General features: G+C 42.4%; 21 protein-coding genes and 2 tRNA genes. 14 read left to right on the top strand and 9 right to left on the bottom strand.

The annotated features are described in order from the left end of the window. Nucleotides 1-101 precede the first annotated feature (101 nt). Nucleotides 102-175: transfer RNA gene (locus LZF95_RS16210), tRNA-Met, on the bottom strand. 377 nt (nt 176-552) lie between these two features. Here LZF95_RS16210 and LZF95_RS16205 point away from each other — a divergent pair. The 8 genes from LZF95_RS16205 to bshB1 all read left to right on the top strand — a co-directional run bounded on the left by LZF95_RS16205 (nt 553) and on the right by bshB1 (nt 9243). After that, nucleotides 553-948 carry an START-like domain-containing protein gene (locus LZF95_RS16205; protein ID WP_233756148.1) on the top strand — a complete coding sequence of 132 codons (396 nt, stop codon included), beginning with the start codon at nt 553-555 and terminating at the stop codon, nt 946-948. A 70-nt stretch (nt 949-1018) separates the two neighbouring features. Beyond that, nucleotides 1019-2827, top strand: coding sequence for an LptF/LptG family permease (locus LZF95_RS16200; protein ID WP_233756147.1), 1809 nt, complete (start codon nt 1019-1021; stop codon nt 2825-2827). A gap of 60 nt (nt 2828-2887) precedes the next feature. Further along, nucleotides 2888-3163, top strand: coding sequence for a 30S ribosomal protein S15 (gene rpsO, locus LZF95_RS16195; RefSeq protein ID WP_057936311.1), 276 nt, complete (start codon nt 2888-2890; stop codon nt 3161-3163). 97 nt (nt 3164-3260) lie between these two features. Beyond that, entirely contained in the window at nt 3261-5402 is a 2142-nt protein-coding gene (gene pnp / locus LZF95_RS16190; protein WP_233756146.1) for a polyribonucleotide nucleotidyltransferase, read from the top strand. A gap of 67 nt (nt 5403-5469) precedes the next feature. Then, nucleotides 5470-6333, top strand: coding sequence for an RNA polymerase sigma factor RpoD/SigA (locus LZF95_RS16185; RefSeq protein WP_057936313.1), 864 nt, complete (start codon nt 5470-5472; stop codon nt 6331-6333). A 180-nt stretch (nt 6334-6513) separates the two neighbouring features. Beyond that, a complete protein-coding gene (gene trxB, locus LZF95_RS16180; RefSeq protein WP_233756145.1) occupies nt 6514-7458 on the top strand; it encodes a thioredoxin-disulfide reductase in 945 nt (314 codons plus the stop codon). Between the two features lie 9 nt (nt 7459-7467). Then, complete coding sequence (locus tag LZF95_RS16175; protein WP_233756144.1) at nt 7468-8511, top strand: M23 family metallopeptidase; 1044 nt, start codon at nt 7468-7470, stop codon at nt 8509-8511. A 12-nt stretch (nt 8512-8523) separates the two neighbouring features. After that, a complete protein-coding gene (bshB1, locus tag LZF95_RS16170) occupies nt 8524-9243 on the top strand; it encodes a bacillithiol biosynthesis deacetylase BshB1 (RefSeq protein ID WP_233756143.1) in 720 nt (239 codons plus the stop codon). Here bshB1 and pdxH read toward each other — a convergent pair whose 3' ends face one another. Then, the gene (gene pdxH, locus LZF95_RS16165) at nt 9244-9876 is read right to left on the bottom strand and encodes a pyridoxamine 5'-phosphate oxidase (protein ID WP_233756142.1); all 633 of its coding nucleotides are present in this window, start codon (nt 9874-9876) and stop codon (nt 9244-9246) included. It lies immediately after the preceding gene. Between the two features lie 103 nt (nt 9877-9979). Between pdxH and LZF95_RS16160 the strand changes: the two genes are divergently transcribed. The 5 genes from LZF95_RS16160 (at nt 9980) to LZF95_RS16140 (ending at nt 14286) form a co-directional block, all read left to right on the top strand. Next, the gene (locus LZF95_RS16160; RefSeq protein WP_233756141.1) at nt 9980-10549 is read left to right on the top strand and encodes a YqgE/AlgH family protein; all 570 of its coding nucleotides are present in this window, start codon (nt 9980-9982) and stop codon (nt 10547-10549) included. A gap of 48 nt (nt 10550-10597) precedes the next feature. Further along, nucleotides 10598-12718, top strand: coding sequence for a DUF349 domain-containing protein (locus LZF95_RS16155; protein WP_233756140.1), 2121 nt, complete (start codon nt 10598-10600; stop codon nt 12716-12718). Nucleotides 12719-12817: 99 nt separating this feature from the next. Further along, nucleotides 12818-12890, top strand: a tRNA-Thr gene (locus LZF95_RS16150). A gap of 151 nt (nt 12891-13041) precedes the next feature. Continuing rightward, on the top strand, nt 13042-13401 hold the full coding sequence (locus tag LZF95_RS16145) for a transposase (RefSeq protein ID WP_233756139.1): 360 nt from the start codon (nt 13042-13044) through the stop codon (nt 13399-13401). Nucleotides 13402-13626: 225 nt separating this feature from the next. Continuing rightward, complete coding sequence (locus tag LZF95_RS16140; RefSeq protein WP_233756138.1) at nt 13627-14286, top strand: FAD:protein FMN transferase; 660 nt, start codon at nt 13627-13629, stop codon at nt 14284-14286. Between the two features lie 381 nt (nt 14287-14667). Here LZF95_RS16140 and LZF95_RS16135 read toward each other — a convergent pair whose 3' ends face one another. Beyond that, nucleotides 14668-15963 (bottom strand): PepSY-associated TM helix domain-containing protein, encoded by a 1296-nt coding sequence (locus LZF95_RS16135; RefSeq protein ID WP_233756137.1) that lies wholly within the window; start codon nt 15961-15963, stop codon nt 14668-14670. A 17-nt stretch (nt 15964-15980) separates the two neighbouring features. Continuing rightward, a complete protein-coding gene (locus LZF95_RS16130; protein WP_233756136.1) occupies nt 15981-18446 on the bottom strand; it encodes a TonB-dependent receptor in 2466 nt (821 codons plus the stop codon). A 330-nt stretch (nt 18447-18776) separates the two neighbouring features. Here LZF95_RS16130 and LZF95_RS16125 point away from each other — a divergent pair, with 330 nt between their 5' ends. Further along, complete coding sequence (locus LZF95_RS16125; protein WP_233756135.1) at nt 18777-19247, top strand: hypothetical protein; 471 nt, start codon at nt 18777-18779, stop codon at nt 19245-19247. A gap of 80 nt (nt 19248-19327) precedes the next feature. Here the strand turns inward: LZF95_RS16125 and LZF95_RS16120 are convergent, their stop codons facing one another. The 5 genes from LZF95_RS16120 to LZF95_RS16100 all read right to left on the bottom strand — a co-directional run bounded on the left by LZF95_RS16120 (nt 19328) and on the right by LZF95_RS16100 (nt 26208). After that, nucleotides 19328-19576 carry an acyl carrier protein gene (locus LZF95_RS16120; RefSeq protein WP_233756134.1) on the bottom strand — a complete coding sequence of 83 codons (249 nt, stop codon included), beginning with the start codon at nt 19574-19576 and terminating at the stop codon, nt 19328-19330. Nucleotides 19577-19854: 278 nt separating this feature from the next. Beyond that, nucleotides 19855-22917, bottom strand: a complete 3063-nt coding sequence (locus LZF95_RS16115) for an efflux RND transporter permease subunit (protein ID WP_233756133.1) — start codon at nt 22915-22917, stop codon at nt 19855-19857. Nucleotides 22918-23119: 202 nt separating this feature from the next. Then, nucleotides 23120-24172: an efflux RND transporter periplasmic adaptor subunit gene (locus LZF95_RS16110; RefSeq protein WP_233756132.1), complete on the bottom strand. Its 1053-nt coding sequence runs from the start codon at nt 24170-24172 to the stop codon at nt 23120-23122. A 10-nt stretch (nt 24173-24182) separates the two neighbouring features. Continuing rightward, nucleotides 24183-25538 (bottom strand): TolC family protein, encoded by a 1356-nt coding sequence (locus tag LZF95_RS16105; RefSeq protein WP_233756131.1) that lies wholly within the window; start codon nt 25536-25538, stop codon nt 24183-24185. Nucleotides 25539-25596: 58 nt separating this feature from the next. After that, on the bottom strand, nt 25597-26208 hold the full coding sequence (locus tag LZF95_RS16100) for a TetR/AcrR family transcriptional regulator (protein WP_233756130.1): 612 nt from the start codon (nt 26206-26208) through the stop codon (nt 25597-25599). Nucleotides 26209-26233: the final 25 nt, after the last annotated feature.

Below are 26233 nucleotides of genomic sequence, written 5' to 3'. Positions count from 1 at the left end.
CCGGTGTAGGTCTTACCTGATGATGTGGAAAGAAGCACATAAGCGACGAATTCATCCATAGGTAAAAATAAAAAAAGGCTTCCGTTTCCGAAAGCCTTTAGTAGCGAGGACGGGAGTTGAACCCGTGACCTCAGGGTTATGAATCCTGCGCTCTAACCAACTGAGCTACCTCGCCAAATATTATCATTATATCAATAGAGAATCTTTATTCCTCCTAAGGAGTTGAACCCGTGTCCGCAGCGCCTTTGCGCCGTGGCGTAGCGGATATGAATCCTGTTCCCGATGGCCATCGGGAGACCTCACCGAATATTTTATTAAAAGCCAGAACCATCATCTAGTACAGCCTAAACTTTTTTTAAGTATTGTTTTTTGAATTTAATGCCTATATTAAAGCACGTTCAGAAATCAAAATGTTTTGGCCGAGAATCGTATATTATCAACCTAGAAAACCTCCCTTTCAAATGGGAATGCAAATATGAGGTCTTGTAATGTGAAATGCAAGTTGACGTTCTTTAAAAATATGATTTTTTATATAGTTTAAAATCAAATATCATGGTGAAAAATAAGTTTGTTGCTGATTATCAAATCAATGCCTCAAAAAAAATAGTGTTCCATTATTTAAGTACCGCAAGTGGATTAGAGGAGTGGTTTGCCGATGAAGTGAAAATAAACGAAGATAAAAACTACGTTTTTAATTTTGACAGTGAAGACCACTTTGCCCGATTGGCTTCACAGCGAAGTAATTCCCATGTCAAATTCGAATTTTACGACCCCAAGAATCCGGATGAAACAGATAATGCCTTTATAGAATTCAAACTGGAGGAAAATGAACTCACCCAAACCCTGTTTTTGAAAGTGATTGATTATTCTGACGGATATGATGATGATGAGCTTGTTGCTATCTGGGAAGGGCTGGTCGGGAGATTGAAAGATATTATTGGTGGGTAATCTCGATTGATTTTGCCAAATTTGAACTTCTGTTCTAAGGCTTCGTACTTGCCTTAGGGCCGTTTGGATAATGAAGAAACTAGATAAACTTATACTTGGGTCATTTTTGGGCCCATTTTTATTGACTTTTATTGTCGTTGATTTCATCCTGTTGACCGTCAACATGCTGAAATATTTCGATGAGATTTTTGGCAAGGGCCTGAGCTTCTGGATCTATTTGGAGTTGATTGGGTACTTTGTGATCAGTATTTCCCCGATGGCTTTGCCTTTAGCGGTTCTTCTTTCCAGTTTGATGACTTTCGGCAACTTAGGAGAGCATTTCGAGCTCACTGCTATCAAAAGCAGCGGAATTTCTCTTCTACGCGCATTGCGGCCCATTGGTGTTTTTGTCATTGTATTGTCTTTTACCGCTTACCTGTCTAACAATTACTTAGTACCGAAAGTAAACCTAAAAACCTTCAGCTTACTCTATGATATCCGGATGAAATCCCCGGCCTTGGATATTAAAGCTGGTGTTTTTTACGCCGGCATCCCTGGCTACAGCATCAAGGTCAATGAAAAAGTAGGGGAATTTGGCCTAAAGGATATCCTGATCTATACCCACGCCCAGGGCGAACAAAGAAACCTGGAGCTGACACTGGCTGACTCGGGTAGGATGGAGCCTTTTTTCAATGAGAATTATATGAAGCTTTCTCTATACCAGGGGAAAACCTATAAGGAAACCAGACCGAGCAGAGGGATAGCTGAGAAGCCCTCGGAATTTCGCAGAGTCACTTTTGACACCAATGAAATTGTGTTTGACCTTAACAACACTTTCAAGCTCAACCGAACCGCTGAGGAAGCTTGGTCAACTAACCGGTCTATTAAAAACATATCCCAAATAATCGTTGGGCTGGATTCGATAGGCACATTGGTCAATGACCAGCGTTTTCAGAACTACAGAGATGCGGAAAGTGTCTATACTTTTTTTACCAGAGACAGAAAACTCACGCCATCTTCAGATATAGCTGAGCGAAAAACCCTCGATGATTCCATCAAAAGGGAGAAAACCAGACGGCTAAAGATGCAGGACTCGCTGGAGCAGGTAAAAAAGGATCTTCACGTTCGGGACTCTTCTGTGTTGACAGAGAATCCGGAAGCCACAAAATTGGCTAGCCCAAGTGATTCTATTCTGGCCCTCAACAAATCTATCGACACATCTACGGAGGTTTCCACTTCAGATACTCTTGTAGATTCAGCCAGAAGTATACCGGATAGCCAAAGAAAATCCACAGAGCTTGGATCTAATCAGAAGGTTAATTTGGATACAAACAGTATAAAGGTCGTTCAAAAGAAGACGTCGAACTTCCGCACTACCCCATTGACGGATAAAGAGCGAAGTCAGATTGACTCATTGGCGCAGAGTCGTGGATATTATAAGAATTCAGTTTCCATGGCATTGAACAATTCAAGGAGCCTGAAAAATGGCTTTGGAATAAAGAAGGGCCAAATTGACACGTATGAACGTGAATATAGGAGATATCAGATCGCCTGGTACCAGAAATACACCCAAGCTTTTGCCTGTTTTGCGATGTTTTTGATTGGCGCACCATTAGGAGCTATTATTAAGAAAGGTGGGCTGGGCATGCCGGTATTGGTATCCATTATTTTCTTCATAGTGTATTATATGCTCACCATCACAGGGGAGAAGTGGGCAAAAGAAGGGATAGCGGACCCTCTTTTCGGCACTTGGTTTTCCAACCTTTGCTTGATTCCTTTTGGGTTGTTTTTTGTGAGGCAGGCGAGGAAGGATGCAAGGCTGTTTGAGCCGGATTTCTATGTGGGGATCTGGAATTATGTTCAAAAGCGTCTAAAAGATATTCGCTTAAAAGGGAATTGACTTTTTATTTTCTCAGAATAAGCCTTACCTTTGTGATTGTTTTATAAAATTTAGCTAAACATGTATTTATCCTCAGAGATTAAAGAAGAGTTATTTAAGAATCATGGACGGTTAAAATCTGCTACTGACACAGGGTCTCCTGAGTCTCAGATTGCCCTCTTTACACACAGGATCAAGCATTTGACTGAGCATTTGAAGTCAAATAAGAAGGATCACTCCTCTAGGCTTGGTTTGTTGAAGCTGGTAGGTAAAAGAAGAAGCCTACTTGATTATCTTCACAAGAAAGAAATCGAGCGATATAGATCAATCATCGCCGAACTAGGAATCAGAAAATAACCAATCTAGTAAGGTTCTCTTGAGCGGGAACCTTACTTTTTTATTTTTCAGGTTATTTAGGACTTTTATCACTAACGATGCAAACTAACAATTATTTATGTTACCGAACTTAATCACCAAGACCATCACCTTAGAAGATGGCAGAGAAATTATCATAGAGACCGGCGCATTGGCGAAGCAAGCTGATGGAGCTGTAGTAGTTAAGATGGGAAAGGCTATGCTTTTGGCTACAGTAGTATCTAAAAAGGAAGCTGGAGAAGGGGTGGATTTTTTACCTATGTCTGTTGACTACCAAGAGAAATTTGCTTCATCTGGCAAGATCCCCGGGGGGTTTTTGAAAAGAGAAGGAAGGCTTTCCGATTACGAGATTTTGATCAGCCGTATAGTAGATAGAGCTATTCGTCCGATTTTCCCCGATGATTACCATGCGGATACCCAGATTGCAATCACCCTGATCAGTGGAGACGAAGAGGTGCTTCCTGACGCTTTGGCCGGTCTGGCCGCATCTGCAGCCCTGGCAGTGTCCGATATTCCGTTTAATGGCCCCATCTCTGAGGTTCGCGTGGCGAAAATCGATGGCAAATTAAAGATTAACCCATCTCCAACTGAGTTGGAGAAAGCTTCCCTTGAATTTATTGTTGCCGGATCGCTCGATTTTATCCTAATGGTAGAAGGTGAGGCAAATGAGATCCAGGAAGAGGAGATGCTGGAGGCCATGCAGTATGCCCATGAGGAAATCAAGAGACATTGCCAAGCTCAAATAGAGCTTACAGAGCTAGTAGGCAAGGGAGTAAAAAGAGAATACAATCACGAAAAGTCCGACCCGGCACTTTTCGATAAGATGAGGGCTGAAGTTTATGATAAACTATACGCTTCTGTGAGTAAGCAAATCGCCAATAAATCAGAGCGTTCTTCTTTAATAAAAGAGATTAAAGAAGAATTCATTGCCAACTTAGGTGAAGAGCATGGATATGAAGAAAGTCTTATCGGCCCGTACTTCAGTAAGATTCACAAGGAGGCAGCGAGAAATCTTACCTTGAACGAAAAGAAAAGATTGGATGGAAGAAAGCTTGACGAAGTAAGACCCATCTGGTCAGTAGTGGATTACTTGCCATCCGCACATGGGTCGGCAGTATTTACCAGGGGAGAGACCCAGTCTCTGACTACCTGTACCTTGGGTACCAAGATGGATGAGATGCTGGTAGATGGGGCGACGATCTCCGGGTACAATAAATTTTATCTTCACTATAATTTCCCAGGATTCTCTACAGGGGAGGTGAAACCAAACCGTGGTCCAGGAAGAAGAGAAGTGGGGCATGGCAATTTGGCGATGAGAGCGTTGAAGAAAGTACTTCCTCCTGCAGAAGAGAATCCATATACTATCCGTATCGTTTCTGATATTTTGGAATCAAACGGATCCTCCTCAATGGCTACTGTATGTGCCGGATCATTGGCGCTGATGGATGCGGGTATTCCTATCAAGTCTGCTGTTACCGGTATTGCTATGGGCATGATCTCTGATGCCAGCACAGGCAAATACTCTATATTGTCCGATATTTTGGGTGATGAAGATCACCTCGGAGATATGGATTTCAAGGTAACCGGGACGGCTAAAGGGATCACTGCCTGTCAAATGGATTTGAAAGTAGAAGGTCTTGACTACGGCGTTTTGAAAGAAGCGTTGCTTCAGGCTAAAGAGGGAAGACTTCATATTTTGGATGAGATCACCAAAACACTCGCGGCTCCAAAAGCCGAGTTGAAACCGCATACTCCACGTTCATTCATCATGATGATTCCAAAAGAATTGATCGGTGCTGTGATCGGGCCAGGCGGTAAAGTGATTCAGGAAATACAGAAGGATACGGGGGCTACTATAGTAATCGAAGAAATAGATAACCAAGGAAAAATCAATATATTCTCCGCCAATCAGGATAAACTTAATGCGGCTCTTTCACGTATCAAAGCAATCGTGGCTCAGCCGGAAATAGGGGAGACTTATACAGGCAAGGTTAAAAATATTCAGCCTTTTGGCGCATTTGTGGAATTTATGCCGGGTAAGGATGGTTTACTTCATATCTCCGAGATCAAGCATGAGCGGGTAGAGTCTATGGAAGGTGTGCTTGAGCCAGGAGAAGAAATACAGGTTAAATTGATCGATGTTGATAAAAAAACAGGCAAATTTAAGCTTTCACGAAAGGCTTTATTGCCAAAACCTGAAAAACCAGCATCAAATGCGTAAGGTTAATCGAAACAATTGATTAATTTGATTCTCATAAACTATTAAATTTCACAAATCATATTCCTGAATGAGGCAGCTAAAGATTAGCAAACAGATTACCAACAGAGAGAGTCAATCCCTGGATAAATACCTTCAAGAGATTGGAAAAGTTGACCTGTTGACAGCAGATGAAGAGGTAGTTCTGGCCAAGAGAATTAGAGAAGGTGACCAATTGGCACTGGAAAAATTGACCAAGGCCAACCTTCGATTTGTAGTATCAGTTGCCAAGCAATATCAGAACCAAGGACTTTCATTGGGTGATTTGATCAATGAGGGTAACCTCGGATTGATCAAAGCTGCCCAGCGATTTGATGAGACCCGTGGGTTCAAATTCATTTCCTATGCGGTATGGTGGATCAGACAATCTATTCTTCAGGCACTTGCGGAGCAGTCTAGAATAGTTAGACTTCCATTGAATAGAGTAGGTTCTTTGAATAAGATCAGCAAGACCTTCAGTGAGCTGGAGCAGAAATTTGAGCGTGAACCATCTCCTGAGGAATTGGCCGAAGTGCTCGAAGTGACCGCCAATGAGGTAGTCGATACTATGAAGATTTCTGGCCGCCACGTTTCCATGGATGCTCCATTCGTACAAGGCGAAGAAAACAGCCTGTTGGACGTACTGGAAAATGACGGAGACGAGAAGCCAGATGATGGCCTGATGAATGACTCCCTGCGTAAGGAAGTCCAACGTGCTCTTTCTACATTGACCCAGAGAGAGGCTGACGTCATCACCTTATACTTTGGTCTAAATGGTGAGCATGCGATGACCCTCGAAGAAATAGGGGAAAAATTCAATCTTACCAGAGAGAGAGTAAGACAAATCAAAGAGAAGGCGATCCGTCGATTGAGACATACTTCCCGTAGTAAGACGCTGAAACCTTACCTCGGATAAGCAAGCAAACAACTAAAAAGGGGGTCTTTACCCCCTTTTTTATTACAGACTATTTCCTAAATTTTGAGGTAGCCGATAGTATTTCTTCCCATAGTTAAGACTTAGGGAATTTTAACGAGATGCAACTTTGTTACTAAGGGATAATTCATAAGATTTGCCCGATTTAATACTTTCCTATTAATGAAACCAGAAATTGAAAAAGTTAAAGTCTTGATCATTGGATCAGGACCGGCAGGGTACACTGCCGCTATCTACGCTTCTAGAGCAGGACTTTCTCCTGTATTATATACCGGCGGCCAGCCCGGCGGCCAGCTGACGATTACAAATGATGTGGAAAATTATCCTGGTTACCCTAACAGTGTGACGGGGCCTGAGATGATGGAGGACTTTAGAAAACAAGCAGAACGGTTTGGGGCCCAGGTAAGATATGGGTTGGCAACCAGCGTGGATTTTTCCACCAAACCTCATACTGTAGTCATAGATGAACAGGTGACACTACATGCGGATACTGTTATCATTTCTACCGGCGCTTCCGCCAAATGGTTGGGGATAGAAAGCGAAAGCCGATTGAATGGCAAAGGAGTCTCTGCCTGTGCCGTTTGTGATGGCTTCTTTTTTAGAGGTCAGAAGGTAGCTATAGTGGGCGCTGGGGATACAGCATGTGAGGAAGCATCATACTTGTCCAATATCTGCAGTAAAGTATATATGCTGGTTCGTAAGGATGAAATGCGGGCTTCCCAGATTATGCAAAAGCGTGTCATGAGTAATCCGAAAATCGAAATTCTTTGGAATACCGAGACTGATGAGATACTTGGTGGGGAGGAAGTAAATGGTGTGAGAATCTTTAACAATAAAACAGGAGAAAAATCAGAAATCGCTATTTCTGGCTTCTTTGTTGCTATTGGTCATCAACCAAACACCGGCATCTTCAAAGACTATATTCACATGGATGAAGCCGGCTATATCAAAACTATACCGGGAAGTACCAAAACAAACGTGGAAGGTGTTTTTGCCTGTGGAGATGCACAAGACAACATCTATAGACAGGCTGTGACTGCAGCCGGGACAGGGTGTATGGCAGCGTTGGATGCTGAGCGGTATTTGGCTGAGTTAGAGCATGAATAAACCCAATAGATGAGGTATTCGATCCTATTCGTAGTCTTTAGTATAAGTATGAGCATTGGTGCTTTGAGTGCCAATGCTCAAATTTTTCCAAAGATTATTAAAAAAAACAACACAGTCTCCCCAGCCGGTGCAAGCCAGGAGAGGAGGAACATAGAATTAAGGGGATTTGATCAAGAGTCTTATCTTAGGACTCTATCGTCTGTGACCGATTCTATTATTTTTGAGAATAATGTAAATCTGGGTAGGGTAAGGTCGATTATCAGTGAGGATCAGAATATCATAATCTGGGCTCCAACCAACCAATTGGTAAAAGTTTCGGAGCAGATCCAGATTGACAGCATTTGGGTCACTGCTTTTGAATATTATTCATCTTGGGACTCCAATAAGATTGACATTTATAATTTTGATCCCAAAACATTCACTGACACAGTTAATATCCGGCTTTATGATGAATTTTTCGGATATAATTGGAAAATGCCCTTAGAAGCTACCCGTGTGACCTCCTCTTATGGGTACAGATGGAGAAGGTGGCACTATGGGACTGACTTGGATTTGGATACTGGTGATCCTGTTTATAGTGGGTTTGATGGGATTGTCCGGGTGAAATCTTATGACCGATATGGCTATGGGTACTATATCGTAGTTCGCCATAAAAATGGCCTTGAAACACTCTACGGTCATCTTTCCAAGCAGCTTGTGGACGTGGGGCAGGAGGTCAAAGCAGGGGATATTATCGCAAAGGGAGGGAATACGGGAAGGAGCACAGGCTCGCACTTACATTATGAGCTCCGTTATAGAGGTTTGGCCTTTGATGCTGAAAAAGTCTATGATTTTCCGGAATATAAAATACGAGGCCAGACCTACTCGATAACACCTGACCTTTTTGGGAACATAGTACAGGCTAGGACGAATGCATACCATAAAGTCAAAAAAGGAGAAAATCTGGGATCTATAGCCCGGAAATATGGGGTTTCAGTAAGCTCCCTGACCAGATTGAACGGGATTTCCACGAGAACAATACTAAAAATTGGCCAGAATCTTCGGGTTCGCTAGGCAAATCAAAAAATGACAAAGCTGGATATTTTAGTTTTTGCTGCCCATCCGGATGACGCCGAGTTAGGCTGCTCAGGTACAATCGCTGCTCACGTAGCTAAAGGGCATAAAGTAGGGGTAGTCGATTTCACCCAAGGTGAAATGGGGACTAGAGGGACACCGGAGCTTCGTCTTCAAGAGGCAGAAGCATCAAGCAAAATCCTTCGACTATCCGCACGTGAGAATATGGGGTTCAAAGATGTTTATTTTCAAAATGATCAGGATCACCAGCAGAAACTTATCGAAATGATAAGAAAGTACAGGCCTGAGATTGTTTTGGCCAATGCGATATCGGACAGGCATCCGGATCACGGCAAAGGCTCCAGTTTAGCCAGCACGGCTTGTTTTATGAGTGGACTACGTAAGATCGAAACCCATGTTGATGGCATCCAACAAGAAGCATGGCGACCGAAGTTTGTCTATCATTACATACAGAATAATTTCATTGAACCTGACTTTGTGATGGATATTACCCCATTTTGGAAAACCAAAATTGACAGCATTTTGGCGTTCCAATCGCAGTTCTATGACCCTGACAGTAAGGAGCCTGCCAGCTTTATTTCCGATCCTGATTTTTTGCCTTTCATCGAAGCCAGGGCCCGGGAGTTTGGACATAAGATACTGGTCAAATATGGGGAAGGATTTACGGTAGAGCGGATGATTGGAACGGACAATTTATTTGATCTAATGTGATCAGGGTGCTAACCTACTTATTTCCCATTGCCCGTTTACAAGTTCATATTTGATTCTATCATGTAGCCTGCTAGGTCTTCCCTGCCAGAATTCCAGGGTATGAGGAACCAATCTATATCCGCCCCAATGGGGTGGCCGGGTGATGGGGGTGGAAGTAAACTCTTTTTCCAATTCAATCTTTTTAAGATTCAGTTCTTCACGGGATTTGATTTTTTGGCTCTGTGCAGATACCCAAGCCCCGATCTGGGAACCTAACGGTCTGGAGAAAAAGTAAGTGTCAGACTCTTCGTCTGTTACTAGTTCCACACTTCCTCTCACCCGTACCTGGCGTTCCAGTTCTGGCCAGAAAAAAGTAAGCGATGCTTTATTGTTGTTTGCGAGTTCATTGCCTTTTTCACTTTCGTAATTGGTAAAAAAAACAAATCCGTTATCTACTCCCTTGAGTAGTATGATTCTGGCATTTGGGCTGCCATCCATCCCAACTGTCGATAGGGTCATGGCATTCACTTCCAAAACCTCCCCTGTCAATGCCTCGCTGAACCATACCTCAAATTGGGCAAGGGGATCAGGCTTTACATCACTGATATCCAGTGTCTTAATGGTGTAGTCTTTACGTATGGCTGAGATATCCATAGGTGGTTTGTAAATGAAATTATCTTTTAGATAAAATTACCATTGGCATTGCATTTAAAAAATTATAATCTATATTTTTCAATAATTTAGAATTGAGAGAAGAATGAGTATTAAAGCACAACGTAATCCTAAACCCGGCGATCTTTTAATTTCCGAGCCATTTCTCCAAGACGAGAATTTTGTGCGTTCGGTGGTATTGCTCTGCGAGCATTCTGAAGAAGGTAGCTTTGGTTTGATTATCAACAAACCCTCTATCCTTAAACTTGGGGAACTTGTAGAGGCATTGGATTTTCTGGATAAAGAAGTGTTTGTGGGGGGGCCAGTGGAGCAGAATACGTTACACTTTATATATTTTGGTCAAAAATCCCTGGAAGGAAGCATTCCACTTGGCAAAAACATTTGGTGGGGGGGAGATTTCAATTCGCTGGTGTCGAAGCTTAAACTAGGGCTTTTTGACCCGGATTCAATCAGGTTTTTCCTTGGGTACAGTGGCTGGGGAACTGATCAACTGGACGATGAATTATCTGATGAGATATGGATCATATGTAAAGATCACCTGGGGGAGAAAACCTTTGATTTTTCACCGGAACAACTCTGGAAAGACCTGCTGAAGAATATGGGAGGAGAATTTAAAGTGATAGCAAATTATCCGCTAGATCCAAGATTAAATTAGGCAAAATCCCTACTTTTGCTCATATTGCCTCTTAATAGTAGTGTTTTTATGACTGAGAAAAGTAATGATCCGTCCGAAAAGGACAAGGTGACCCAAGCCTCAAATTCTGAAAAGGTAAAGGGTATAGACAAAAAAGAAAATTCTGAAGCACAGGATGAATCCTCGAAAGTTCAACCTGATGATTCCGTGCATGTCAAAGATTCTGGGGAAGATCAAAATCTCCCTCCTGACGAGAAGGCAGACCCTGTCGATCCAAATAAGCTTACTGATGAATCTGATGATGAAAGCAGTGCCGTAGAGGAAGCCACAGCATCGAAAATTCCAGAATCGCCGACAAATAAGGATGAGGATACACGGAAAAAAACCGATGAGGAAGAATTGACTGAAGTCCATGATAGGTCTTCAGACGATTCTGATGCGGATGAATCAGAAGGAGAAGAAGATGACCATGATCATGAGGAAACAATTGACACCAGCTCTCTTTCCAAGATCGAACTCCTCACCCTGCTTAAAAGTAAAGTCAAGCAAGGGAATTTAAGCCGGATTGACAAACTGGTGCATGAAATTAAGGCTGCTTTTGATGAATACACCAAAAAGGAAAAAGAGGAGGCACTGGATCGGTTTAAAGCGGAAGGGGGAGTAGAGGACGATTTTGATTTTAGGCCTAGTGATGAAGAAAAGGAATTCAATACCTATTATTACGAATATAGAAACCAGCTCAGCTCACTCCGCAAGGAGGCTGAAAGAAAAAAAGAGGCCAATCTAGCGGCTAAAACAGAACTGCTCAATAAACTACGTGAGTTGGTTGATGGTGAGGAGACCACGCTTAGTATGGCTACGATCAAGTCGCTACAGGAAGAGTGGAAAAGCATAGGTCAGGTACCTTCATCTCAAAACAGAAGTCTTTGGGCTAGCTATAATGCGCTGATGGATCGCTTTTATGACAATAGAAGTATCTATTTTGAGCTTAAAGAGCTTGATAGAAAGAAAAATCTTGAAAGCAAATTAGAGTTGGTGGAAAAGGCCAAAGCACTGAAGGATGTCAAGGACCTCAAAGATGCCATCAAATCCTTAAATGAACTTCATGAAGAATTCAAGCATATAGGGCCTGTTCCCAGAGAAGAACAAGAGGAACTATGGCAAAAATTCAAAGGAGCTTCTGATGCTGTATATGAGCGTAGAAAGGACTTCTATGATGGCCAAAAGGAGGTGTTCAAAGAAAACCAAAAACAGAAAGAAGCACTGATTGAAGTCTTAAAGCCGTTTTCTGAATTTTCAGCTGACAGAATCCGGGATTGGAACACCAAAACAAAAGAAATCCTCGAAATTCAGAAAAGCTGGGAAAAGATAGGCCCCGTACCTAGGGAATCCGGTAAGGAAATCAATAAGACATTCTGGGCATCATTCAAGCAATTTTTCCATAATAAGAATTTATTCTTCAAGGAACTGGATGAAGTCAGATTACAGAACCAGGCCAAAGCTGAGGAATTGATCACCAAAGCGGAAGAGTTAAAAGACAGTACTGATTGGCAGAACACCAGCAATGCTCTGGTAAGACTCCAGCAAGATTGGAAAAAACTGGGACCAACTCCGGAGAAGAGCAGAGACAGTCTTTATAAGCGCTTTAAGCTTGCTTGCGATACTTTCTTTGATAATAGAAGAGAGTCTAACAAAACTTCAAACGCGGAGTTTGAAGATAACCTAAAGAGAAAACAGACGGTTTGCCAGCAGATCGCAAAGGCTGCTTCCGATGGGGAAGTTTCAGAAGAGGAATTGAGCAAGTTGGTAGGAGAGTTCAACGATATAGGTTTTGTACCTAGAAAAGCGATGAAGGAAATCCAGGTTCAATTCAAGACAGTAGTGGACCAATATCTGGAAAAATTAGATCCGGAAGGTTCTGGAAGGGAAGACTTCCTTTTTAGACTAAACTTGAACAGACTCCAGTCGGATCCCAATGCAGTAAAGACCTTAAATAAGAAAGAACACGGTATCAGAAAGCAGATTTCCGATTTGGAGAACAATATTACCCTTTGGAAAAATAACCTGGAGTTCTTCGCTGCATCCAGAACAGCGGATAAATTGAAAGACCAGTTTGATCTGAAGATCCAAAAAGCAGAAGAGGAGATCGAAAAGCTGAAGAGTAAGCTGTCTATTTTGAGAGAATTTTAAATTTTTCTCACTCAGAATTAGAGAGATAGAATTTTTCTTTTCCGGGGGTTTGGAGCAAATAAAGTGAACGGCTATATTTGCATCACAATAACGAAATAAGCCTCCTTAGCTCAGCTGGTAGAGCAACTGACTTGTAATCAGTAGGTCATTGGTTCGATCCCGATAGGAGGCTCATAGTTATTAAGCACTTAGCGTAAATATTCGCTAAGTGCTTTTTTCATTTGCACACAAAATGAGATCAGTCTGAATCCATGGATTCTCATGGATCAGTCCTAAAAGTTGGGGGAATTGACTGAATCGATTTTCTTTGTTGAAAAAAAGAATTGGAAGAAAAGGATTACCTCAGCTTGCTTTTGCCGCATGGCCTGCTTGAATTTTTCAAGGTTACTTCAGCAGTACTTAAAGACAATGCCTACCACATTTATCTTGAAGAGCTCAACATTCATCCCGAGCATCTTCAGGGATCAAAACTGACCTCAAAAGGTTTTTATGAAGAGGTGTGCGTCCAGGACTTTCCGCTACGTGGGAAAGCCTGTTTTCTTAACATAAAAAGAAGGAAGTGGCTCAATGAAGAGACTGGCAAAAATGTAAGCAGGGATTGGGGCTTGGTAGCAAACGGCACGCGGATGACAGAGGAATTCGCACTTTTTTTAAAAAGGAACGACTGGATTCATCGCCGGTAAGCTGTAAAAGTCTGGCGGAGAACTTTCATGTAAACGGAAAAAACCTAGAGCATCAATACGTTTTCCATCTGAGCAACTTCCTGGACTGGCCACAACGCCCACATGCCAAAGACTGGATTCTCTTTCCCGAAAACCTGGGAACCCATCTCAGTATTGATGAAACAGCCCTTTCCCAAGGAGAGCTGTATACCATCCTGACCAATAAAGCAGCCAAAGGAAAGAAGGGTGCTCTGGGGATTTGGTTCTTCAGATCCTCAAAAACTGGACAGTGCTTCTGTTGACTCTCTGCTAAAGTTCACGGATTTCTCAGCAATTATTGATAATGACAGTATGTTAACTACTTCAAAAGATGGAGTCACGCTGGATCTTAATTTCTTGGGAGAAGGATATGGAATTGATATGATTGGTGATTTCTTGGAAAACGAAGGAATCTACGATTTCAAAGTGGAAATAGGAGGCGAGGTTCTTTGCAAAGGATTAAGCCCCAGAGGGAGTTCTTGGAGAATAGGAATAGAAAATCCAATTTCCGAAAAAGGTGCTGATGATCACCTCTATGCAATCATCTCTTTGGAAGATGAAGCTCTGGGAAGCTCTGGCAGCTACCGTCATTTTATAGTGGATAGCTTGGGACGTAGGCAGTCGCATCTATTGGATCCCCGAACTGGCTATCCCATTCAGCATCACCTGACCAGCGCAACGGTAAAAGCACAAGATTGCATCACAGCTGATGCCTTGGCCACAGCCTGCATGATCATGGGTGAGAAGGAGGGAAAGCGTATGGTTGAAAGCTTGGAGGGTGTAGAGGCTTTATTCGTTTATCTGGATGACGGAGTTACCTCCTATTGGCAATCCAGGGGATTCAATGCCGAAGTACTTAATCCCTAACTGTATTTAGCATTACAAATATCCGGAGCAGCCTTATAGAACGGTTTTACTTACACGGGCAATTTTAAATAGGGCATGCTGAAAAAATCAATATAGGTCAAAAGTTATCTTTTTGAATGATTAGCCTATTTTTCCTGCGAGCGGTTTTTCAGTTAGTGCAAGATGATAGATGACAATAGATTTTTATCCATGTATAAGAAAATCCTAAAATCGGGTTTTTCAAACTATCCTCAGCCATACCACCTTCTACTTTGGTCTCATTTGAGGTATAAGCATACATCTTCATTTGGCCGCCTTGAACCTGCCTTGCCTGTAGGCAAGTCTGGTATACCTGAGACTTTTTCAATAAGCCCTAGTTCAAATAAATTATGATAGATATTGTCATCGCACCGCTTTATTAAGCCTGTAATCAAATACGTACCAACTGATGAAAACGATGATGCCAAGTATCAGGGTTACGGCAACTAATGCCGTCCAAGTGACAGAGTAGGTGGAAATCATAAAAAAGTACATAAAGCCTACTATAATCGATGAAATTGCCCAATTGATGTATTTCCAAATGCCCATCGCCGGAGCATTTCCTGCTAATCTTTGTTTTGCTTGGCGTTTTAATGCTATCCACAGACCTGTGAGCACCAGACCAGAAATGGATACTCCGCCAAGAAACCATATGATTTTGGTGATCAATCCTCCCCAACTTCCGAAATGAAGAGGATCGGCTATATCGTTAATATACATCACCGTTGGGATTTTTTCTGCTTTCTGAATACCCACCACCCGGTAGTCTCCAGGAGAAACATATACTCTGTTGGCTCTTTTACGTACGAGCGGCACGTGGCTTTTTCCCCGGATATAAATAGCCTCGTTAGGTTTTCTTGGCGGAACTACTCCGCCGATCTTCAATCCAGGGATTTCTGCAAAAGCTAGTTTGGCCGCTTTGTCATAATCCAGCTGATAAGAAAATGCTACCGTGTCTATAGTTATATCCCCATTTTGAACATTTTCAAATGAGGGGGGCTGCGGGTTGGATATCCCGGATACGTTTCCTATGTTGGTGCGTTCAATGAAATACCATATGCCTGTAAGTGTGACCACCATTGCAAAGGGGATGGACCATATGCCGACTACACGGTGCAAACTGCGGAAAAAGACCAAGGCCCCTTTGTTGGATTTAAGCTCCAGGAATTTCTGCCACCATTTTTTATAGAAAAATAATGCGGTCAGGAAGGCAGTAAGTAGGAAAAATGCAAATACCAAGACGATAAAATAACCGATCTGATAAAAAGGCATAAAGAGGTAATAATGAAAATCCCGGAAAAACCGCTGGAAAGTAACCGGAGTACTTCCTGTGACTTTCCCCTTGTAGGGATCCACAAACACATACCTTCTATGCCCATTTTCTTCCACATAGGCTATGTCGTTAAGGTAAGGTTCATCCGGTATCACCCAATAGGTTAATGTTCCGGTGGGGAACTCTCTTTGGATTTCGCGTACAAGTGAATTATAGGAGACCCGTTCTCCCTGGCCAGTTGCACGCAGTCCGGGATAGTACAGCCAGTCCATTTCGTTGCTCAGGGTCGCCAGGGTACCGGAAAAGCATACTATAAAAAACAGTATGCCCAGTTTGATTCCGATCCAGCTATGGATTTTGAACAGTGTCTTTTTTTTCAGCTTCACAGCGGGTTTCAAGTGTGTTAAAAGATGTAAGAAACAGTAGCCATGACACTTCTGGGGCTTCCGGGAAAAGCCCGAAGCACATCATAACCTCCTACCCAATGGGTTTTATTGAAAAGGTTATTCACATTGACTTGGAACTGCACCTTGTCAAGCTGATAGTACAAGGCGGCGTCTATTATCCCGTAAGCTGGAAATATATCTGGTTCGTCAGCAGACACAATGGATCCGAACCGGTCTGAAACATAATTATATCCCAACCCTAACCCCAATCCAGCCCATGAACCTCGGTCAAAAATATATTTCGACCAGAAATTTGCTGAGTTGCGGGGGGCATTCGGTTTTTGTCTGTCGATAACCTCCTCTATGTCTGCCTGTGTGATCTTTGCGTCATTGAATGCGTATCCCGCTACTATGGACCAGTTGGGAAGTATATTACCGGTAAGGTTTACTTCCACGCCTTTTGACTGTTCCTCGCCAAGCTGTAACAGCAATTCTGGGTTTTCAGGATTGTTTGCATTGTAAAGGCCGCCCCGTTCTATGATTTGATATAGTGATATCGTCGCGCTGAGCCTTTTCTGGAACCATTCGGTTTTGGATCCAAATTCAAACATCTCACTGGTGAGGGGATCAAATGGTCCTCCCGCATCAGGATTGATAATGCCTGCGGCATCCTGTGGCTGATATCCCTGAACCCAAGTACCATACAGGTTGATATTGGGGGTGATGGTGTAAACCAATCCAATCCTCGGCAATAATGCATCTTGTTTTACCTCTTCTTCACTTGGGCTGTTGTAATCAAGTAAATCTTGGAAATACTCCTGCCGCAGGCCTAATAGTACCTTGAGAGGACCTATTTCTGATTGGTTCTGTATATAGATTCCATGCGTTTGCTGTAAGTATTGGTTGTACGTCACCTGGTTATAGATGTACTTGCTCATATCCTGGATACCATTTGAAATAGGGGAGGTGAGGTCAAAGTGCGTAACGTTTGTTTTTGGGTTTCCATCAACATCCAGGATATAGTTGTCTTTGTTGTTGACATTGAAACTATTGGCTGTTCCTCCGTTTTTCAGAAGATAGGTTCGGGCCTCTAACTGGGATCCACCGGGAAGTTGTTCCTGACGGAAGTAATCGTAACCGAAGAGGATGTTGTTTTTCACTTTACCGAGCTGGTATGCCGCATTGATGTAGTTGTTGAAAGCACTGTTGCTCCAGGAACGCTTGCGTTCAAATACACGCATGGCCACCTTTGTTTCGTCAAATGTGCCATCACCAAGGGCGGCAAACTGATTGGAGGTCCTGTGTTCCAATAAATCCTCTGTATAGCTTGATAATTGGTAGGTTCCGTTAAAACTGATTCGCTCAGAGAAATTGTGGCGAAGCGAAACCGTTGTATTGATGGTGGTTTCATTTAGGTAATCATTGACGGCACTAAGGGAAGTAGTGATGGGAGTAGTGTACAGGTCCCTGTTTCCGAATGCTGCCTGCCCCCTGTCCAGCCTTCCTTTTGAATCCTGATAGACTATGTCAAAATTCAGGCTTGTATTGGTAGTGGGCAAAAATGCGAAGGAGGGAGCGACCACCAGGTTTCTGCTAAACTGTAAATCTCGGAACCCATCGGAATTTTCAAAGCCAAGATTGAGCCTGTAGAGCAGTTTTTTGTCGTCAGTCATAGCACCGGTAAAATCAGCCAGTGCCCTTACCGTATTGAAGTTTCCCACAGAGGTAGAAATGGATTTTCGAGATTCCGCAAGCGGTTTTTTTGTTACCCTGTTGATGGATCCACCGGGAGATGCGTTTCCGAAAAGTGCCGAAGCTGGCCCCTTGATGATCTCTACACGTTCAATATGGGGGACTAATTGGGGCTTCCAAAAGCTTGTAAAGGTTCTCATGCCGTTTAGAAGTGTTCCAGAATTGCGTTGTCCCTGGATCCTAAAGCCCCTTATGGATATATCGTTGTAAAAGGAGAATTGATTGACTCCCGGTACATTTTTCACCACATCGTTAACTGTGAATGCTACCTGGTCGAGCATGAGCTCCTTGGTCACAAAATTAATTGTGGCCGGGACATCCTTTATCAAAGAAGCGGTTTTGGTAGCTGAAAAGGTCTCTTTATTGTCGTAGCCTACTTCTCTTCTTCCTGTTATTTCTACTGTCTGAAGTCCTAATTGGAGTTCTGAAAGTTGAAAATCAACTTCCAAAAGCTGTCCTTCTTGTATAGCTACTTCCTTGGGGTCTGCAGTGTATCCAATATAGGATGCCAAAAGGGTGTAGGTACCAGGATTCACATCTTGGATGGTGAACTCCCCTCTGGAATTGGTGATTGCCCCCTTACCATGGTTTTTTATACTGATGTTCACAAATTCCAACGGACTTCCATCTCTATTTGAGACTTTTCCTTTGATGATGCCACTTTGTGCCAATAGGCCGTTCAAAATGAGAAAAAAACATGAGGTAAGGATGAGGTGTAGGCATTTATTCATAGCTGGTGTTTTATTTAGACTAATATTAAATAATTGTAAAAATAGAACAGCCTCCAGTCACTTGTCAAGTTTTATTTAGATTATTTCTAAACAAAAGTCATAAATGGTTTATATTGTGCTTTTTACCATATCATTGGAGCTGACAGTTTAATCGTGGAAATGATTGGGAGTTATTCCTAGCCAGCGTGGAATACTACGGTAAATCCGCCTGTTCAGGATTGTCTGAAATCGCCTTGGATTGTAGCATTTGGAATTTATATTTCGTATTGGGTAAGATTCTGGTTCTCTTTTGTTTAAATTCAAATTTCTTTCTCATAAATCATATTTACCATGAAGGCAAAACTATCAACACTGATTGCTTTTGGATTGCTTCTTTTTGGTTGCAATACCGATAATGAAATCAATCCAGAGGTATTGACTCAAAGTCAATGGCGGAATGTAATTGAGGATACAGCTTCAGGTCAACCGTATGATTACGTGTCTTCTATAAGATTCGAGGCCGATGGAAAAGTATATTCAGAAGTTTTCTTAAGAGACTTGGAGACCGAAGATGTAATTGGTTTTCGGGAATATTTTACGGGAAGCTTTCAAATCACCAATGGAAAAATTGAGGTTGCCATACAAGAACTTTACACCATTCAGGGAAGTGATGAGTTTTATCTGGACAAAGAGGAACTGAGTTTAGACGACCGTACTACGCTTACCAGAGAGTTTCAGCTTAGAAATAAGAATTCGGAGCTTCATACTGTCATGCCACCATTGGCTAGTTCATTGGGTATTATTTATTATAGAGTTGATTAGCAAGTTGCGTATTAAAAAAAGGGTTGTTTTCGAATAAAGAACACAACCCTTATTAGCTGGTTTAATCTTCAAAACTCAAGTCAATTCTCCTGCGGGATATTGAAGAGTAGAACTATCAAATCCTTAGGTGTATGTACGGTGCCGAGTTTTTCCTCCTGGAAAATAACCTGCAAATGGTATTCAAGTTCGAAAATAAGACCGTTTACAAAAACAGGATCCATGCGCAATTGCTCAATAAAGTCAGCGTTTTTATGCTGGCCAATCAGCGTGATGCCATAGGAGTGGAAGACTTCAATGGCCTTTTTTAGCTGTGTAAATTGTTGGTTCATAGTAGGTGCTTTTTGAAATGAAAAAGAATAGATGATTATGTGTTCGGACGGTCAGTGGAAACATCAAAACAAATATTTAGTTCCAAAATACTAGATTAAGACGTTATTACTCAGTGATTCGCTACAGGAAAACCTATAATTAACAATAAATAGGAATGTTAATTATACATACTAATTACCTGACAGCTAGATAAGTTTGAGGTTTTTGGGATACGTGCTATCTGGGACTTGATAGTGGGCTGCTGCATTGGTTTCATGTGAGGAAGGCTCCGGTGGTATTATTGTACTGCGGATTGCTGAGCTTGGGATCCTATTTTTGGTGGCAGTAGTTTGTACATGACTGGAGTGACAATCCTTGAAAGAAGTGTGGAGCTTATTAATCCGCCAATCAACACTATTGCCAGAGGGGAGATGAGCGGGTTTGTGGAAATCGCTATCGGGATCAATCCACCTATTGCGGTGACTGTGGTAAGCACGATAGGTAAGAAGCGTACTTCTCCCGCCTCGCGAATAGCTTCATTGAGTGCTTTTCCTTCCAAGCGTAGTTGATTTGTAAAATCCACTAATAATATTGAGGTTTTCACTTCTATCCCTGCGAGTGCGATCAGACCGATTATTGCAACAAAGGATAAAGAGTTTCCCGTCACCCAAAGAGCCACTAGTGCCCCGACCATTCCCAGCGGAATGACTGACAGTACGATGATGGTGCTCTTAAACGTTTTGAAAAGCAAAATCAATACGGCGATAAATAGAAAAACTGTGACAATTATCACGGTATTGAATCCAGCAAAGGATTCTTGTCTTGTTTCATATTCGCCTCCCATAGTATAACTATAGCCTTCTGGTAGATCCATGACCTCCATTTTGGCGATGACCTCATTGATGACACGATCATTCAAGTAGTTAGGATCTACAAAAGCCGATAGAGAGACTGATCTGATTTTATTGAAATGGTCTATGGAGAGGTTGCTGCTTTCTAATTTAAGATCAGCTACCTGGGAAAGGGGGATCCCTGCTCCCTGTTGATTATTGATATGTAAACCATCGAAATTTGCCAAGGTTGCTTTTGCTGCCCGTGGGCTAGTGATGAGTATATCCCGCTCATCTCCAAATTCGTCAGTAAACGAGCCCAAGTTCAATCCAGCAATAGCCAATCTCACTGTTCGGTCTATATCCGCGATGTTTATTCCCAGTTGTCTCGCTTTATCCTTTTGGATATCTACCTTAATATCTGTTTTAAGATTGGAAATAGGATTGTTGATGTAGAGTGTGCCTTCGGTGTCTTTTAGCATGGCCTCAACTTGAGTGGCCAAGCGACGGAGCGTATCGAGATTGCCCCCGCTAATTCTTACTTCCACAGGAGCCGTTACAGGAGGTCCCTGTTCAAAGTTTTTCACTTCTATTTTTGCGCCTGCATAGTCGATGAATTTACTTTTCAACTCTTCGATTAAAGCCATCTTTTGGGGAGGAGTGGTTGCCGGATCCAACTGTACAAAGATCTGTGCATAATCTGTTCGCTCGTTTTCCGGGATTTCATTATAGTAAATCCTGGGATTCCCCTTTCCTACATTGGTGGAGAAATTCATCAATTGCGGTATCTGGCTGAGTTCAGCTTCCACTTCTCTTGCAACCAGATCTGTTGTTGAGAGATTGGATTGCAAAGGGGTGGTGATGTTGATAAGAAATTGTGGTTTCTCCGATGGAGGAAAAAGACTAAAACCGATAATGGGAAATAGAACCAGTGAGGCCACGAAAATGCCACCTGCAATCATTAATGTGCGGACAGGCATCTTCAAGGCCATTTCTAAAATAGGGGCATAGCTTTTATGTATGGCCTTTTGCACAAATGCGAGAATGCGATTTTCGGTGCCGCCATGCTCTTTGAGAATCCTGGATGCCAGAAATGGGATAATTGTGAGAGATACCAGCATAGATGCCAGCACGCTCATAATGACCGCCAGCGGAAGGCTCCTGATAAAGTCACCGGAACCTTCGGGTAAAAACACCAATGGCATAAAAGCTATAATCAAAGTAACAGTACAGCCGACTACTGATACAGAGATCTGTTTGGTGGCCAAAAGTGCAGCATCCATTCTGGAATGGCCTTCGCGTATCCATCGTTCAATATTTTCCACTACCACAATACTGTCATCTACTAAAAGTCCCAGGGCAACTACCAAGCCTACGATACTTAGCTGGTTGAGACCGAATCCGAAGGCATTCAGAAGAACAAGACCAATGGCAAGGGAAAGCGGGATTGAGATCATTACAATCAGTGATGCCCGGTTTCCCAGCGGCAAAAGAGTGATAAATACCAATCCTATGGCGATCAGAAAATCCGTCCCCAATCCGCTTAGACGCCTGTTAACATAATCTGCCTGATCAAAAGCGGTCACCAAAGCGATGTTTTCCGGAAGTTCAGATCTGAAGGATTCCAATACAGCAAGATACTTTTTCTGCAGGGAGGATATATTGTTCCCCTCTTTCATCGCAGCAGTGATGAACAGCGAACGATAGCCATTTAGCCTTGTAAGATGAGTTTGATCCTCAAAGTCATAATGAACAGTCGCCACATCCTTAAGCGCAATGTTTTTGCCTTGGTAAGAGAATATGATAGTCTCTTCGACTTCGGATGCGGAGGTGTAATTTCCACTTGTCTTTACGTTGAAAGTCTTGGTACCAGCTTCTACTGATCCCCCCGGAATATTCGCCAGTTCACTTTGAATACTTCCAATGATAGCATTTAAAGGGATATTCATTTCTGAGATTTTATCCAAACTTAGTTCGATACGGACGATCTGAGCCGGAATCCCATGGATCTCTACTTTCTTCAACTCGTTGATTTTCTCCAACACATCCTGAAGCCTATCGGCGTAGTGTTTCATTTGTTCCTTAGAAGCATTTTCTGAGATCATAGCTAGCTGTAAGATATTCACATCGGATGGTCTTACTTTTCTGATCTCTATGCTATAAATATCCTGCGGGAGCTCTGGACGAAGAGAATTGACTTCCCGTACCAATTCCTGATACTTCTCATTGACATCTTTATTATAATTGTATTCCACGAAGATCACCGCTACTCCGTCTTGTATCTCCGTCTTTATCCTTTTAATGTCTTCCAGCCCGTAAATAACCTTTTCCAATGGATCTACTACCAACTCCTCCATATCTTCTGGACTAGCCCCCGGATATACCACCACTACAGGGAATTGTGGAGCCTCTATCACGGGATCCTCGCTGCGGGGCATATTGAAAAACGTAGTCGAGCCGATTGCTATTGCCATCAGGAAAATGATCAGTGTAAACTGATAATTTTTAACGGCAAAATCTGAAATTTTCATGTGTTTATAATTGTTTTTCAATGGTCACATGGAATCTCGCACGGGGAATAATCATCCCTTTGTGTGTCGCCTTCGACATGCTCGATTTCATGTGTTTATAATTTGTCTTTTAAAGGCCACACCTGCCTGCCGGCAGGCAGGTGGAATCTCGCATGCATTATTATCCTCCAATTGTGACTCTTGAGTCATGCTCGATTTCATCTTAATTCTGGATTTTGATTTGGGACTGGTCTGTGAGATAGGCAGAGCCCGAAATGATCAAATGTGGATATCCCGCAAGTCCTTCGGTTACCTGGACTGATTTAGGAGAGATCTTCCCCAACTTTACGGATACTTTTTCAGCCGTTTTTTGGTCTTTCGATACAAAGACATAGCCCTGATCCCCTTGAGCATCGAGAAGAGATTCGTAGGGGATTTCCCAGGCCTCTATTTGATTACTTGGGAAAACAGTAGCTCTGCCAAACATGCCGGAAGCGAATTTTGTCTCCCCTGGATTGTCTGGGGCTATCTCTATCCAGAAAGAGCCGGTGACCGGGTCAGCGGCTTGGCTCTTACGAACAATTTTTCCCGAAAAACCCCTGCTCTCTTCTGTGTCTGTACGCAGACTGGCGGAGTCTCCTAGAGTGATGTAAGACCAGTTTTGATCGTTAACATTGGTCCGAAAGACCCAAGCATTAGCGTTGTTGCCGTTGATCTGCAAAACCGGCGCTCCGGAAGCGACTTGCTGCCCTTCATTGGCAAATTTTGCCAAGACGAACCCGCTTTGATTTGCTCTGATCTGTGAATATTCCAGGTTAAATGCCGCCGTTTTGAATTGTTGCTCCGCTATCTCCAATGCTGTTTCGGCATTTTGCTTTTGCTCCAGCGTGGCCACACTATCCGTATAAAGTCGAGTTACTCTTTCAAAATCTCTTTTTGCTTTCTCCAGTCCTATTTTTGACTGATTTAAACCTGACTGGATCTCGGTCAAATTCAAGGTCGCAAGCAGCTGTCCTTGCTTTACTTTTTCTCCTTCCTGCACATAAATTCTGGAAACGATCCCCCCAACTTTAAATGACAGGATGGTTTCATTTTTAGTGGTAAAATTACCACTGGTGGAAATCGGGTTGGAGTGGCTGCCTTTTTCGAGGATTTGTACTTTTACCGGGATTACTTCTCCTTTGGAGGGCAGGGGACGTGTGGTCTCTGCTTGTCCGCAGCCGAAAGCTATTCCTGTCAGCAAAAGGATAGAGTAGAGGTTTGTTAAACTTTTCATGGTTAAATGGTTAATATGTATCTACGAGCAGTTGTCTTTCAAGCGTGGCTTGAGCCTTTAGGAGGGCGTAAGCAGTAATCGTTTTTTGTAATTCAGCTTGTGTATGTTGATTTCTGGCATCTATAAATTCTATAAGGGAATTGGTGCCTTCTTTAAATCCACGATTGACTAACCTGAGGTAAGTACTTGAGGATTCGGTCTTCTTCTCAGCCGAGCGATAAGTGGCTTCACTTGTCTTCAATTGATTTTTTGCAAGTTTTAAATCGAGGGTTAGCTTGTTTTCAGTGAGGTTTTGTTGTATTGCAATGTTCTCCAATCCAAGCCGGGAACGCTGTATTTGGGTTCTATTCCTGTTTCCCTGGAATATGGGAATGGAAAGATTCAACCCAAAGAAAAGATATGCGGTCTTTTGACCGCTAAACTCAAAATTGAACGCCTGGCTTCCAAGATCAGCAAACGTATTAAGTCTGGGGATCCAATAATTTTTGCTCGATTTCAATTGGGTTTCCTGAATAGAATTGAGGGAGGAAAACTGTAAAAGTTCAGGTCTGAATGAGAGATTTTCTTCCTGTGCGAGATTTCTGATCAATTCCCAATCAAGTGGTTGCTCTTCAAAAACAAGCTCGGTTTCCAATGGTCTGTTGAGGAGGAAATTAAGATAATAGCTTGCGTTCTTCTCTCTATTCTCAGCTTCAATCAGGAGCGCATTTATATTTTCAACTTCACTCTCAGCTCGCAATACAGCTGCATGAAGTCCCTTTCCATTTTGGAGAAGTGATTGGTTGTCTCTAAGGTTCTGATAAACAAGTTCTTTGGAACTCTTGATTACGTCTATGGCCGCATGTGCAGTGCAATAGTCGAAATAGGCAAGCTTGATGTCCTGGATAAGTGTGGCTTTGTAGATCGCCAGATCGTATTCCGAGACTTGTACCTGTTTTTCGCGAATGTTTTTTTGATAGGATAGATCCGGATTGATAAGTGGCATGCTTACTCTGATTCTGGTATCGTAAAAGTTGTTGGGTAGGAAGTTTTCGCTGACGTTTTCCAACTGTGGAAATTGCTGGGATTGGGTCAGCTCATTCAAAGTGCTGTAAACATTGTTGAGCAGATCCCCGACTGGGAAGTTAATCGTGCGTCCACCTGTTGCTAGATTGTAGGTTGCCCCAAAATCTATCACTGGCAAGAAATGGCTTTTGGCATCTTTTAGCGCTAGGAGGCTATGCCCAATCGAAATATTCTTCTCCTTCAGAACCAGGTTATTCTCAATCCCTAGTTGGATATATTTCTTCAAAATGCCCTGGGCAGGGACGGTATGGCCAAGTAACAGGCAAAGTGGGATCAGTAAAATATAAGCCTTAATCGTCATTTTTATACATCGTCTATTTTATGAACATTGTTTAATTGCAAGACAAAAAAAATGGGAGTTATCCCAAGAGTTTAAAGAAAGCATCTAAGCCATCGCTAACTATATTTTCCCTTCTTGCGGCCTCAATCACATCACAACGTTTCCGGATATTTAGAGAAACCATTCCGTGGACTGTGGACCATACCATATAGGCCAAGGATTCAGACTCATGGTCAGGGAAGTATCCGTTGGCTAGTGCTTCATTGATAGTCATACGAAGTCTATTAAATGCACCTCCTCCTTCTACCCATTCTTCCTTTTCTGAATCAAATACATGACAGAGTGGAGCTTCCTTGATAAACATAAGATCATACATATCAGGGTTTTCTGTGGCAAATCGTATGTATATTTTACCCATTGCTTTTAATCTTTCCAAAGGATCCTGGATCACGGAAAGCACTTCCATTTTTTCACTTAATGCTTTAAACCCTTCTTGATGCAGGGCATGGAAAATCTCGTTTTTATCCTTAAAATAATGATAGATTATTCCAGGACTGTACTCAATTCTATCTGCTATGTTTCTCATGGAGGTCTTTTCCACGCCTTTTTCCAAAAACAAACTTTTTGCAGCTTTCAGTATTGTCTCCTTCAGCTCTTCTTTCTCACGTTCTTTGCGATCTGTAATACCCATTATGATTTTTGAATGGTCAAAATTA

The sequence above is a fragment of the Algoriphagus sp. AGSA1 genome (assembly GCF_021390545.1).
In the GTDB taxonomy this organism is placed as follows: Bacteria; Bacteroidota; Bacteroidia; order Cytophagales; family Cyclobacteriaceae; genus Algoriphagus.
Note: the sequence above shows the minus strand (reverse complement) of the source record. Positions and strands in the feature narration are given on the sequence as shown.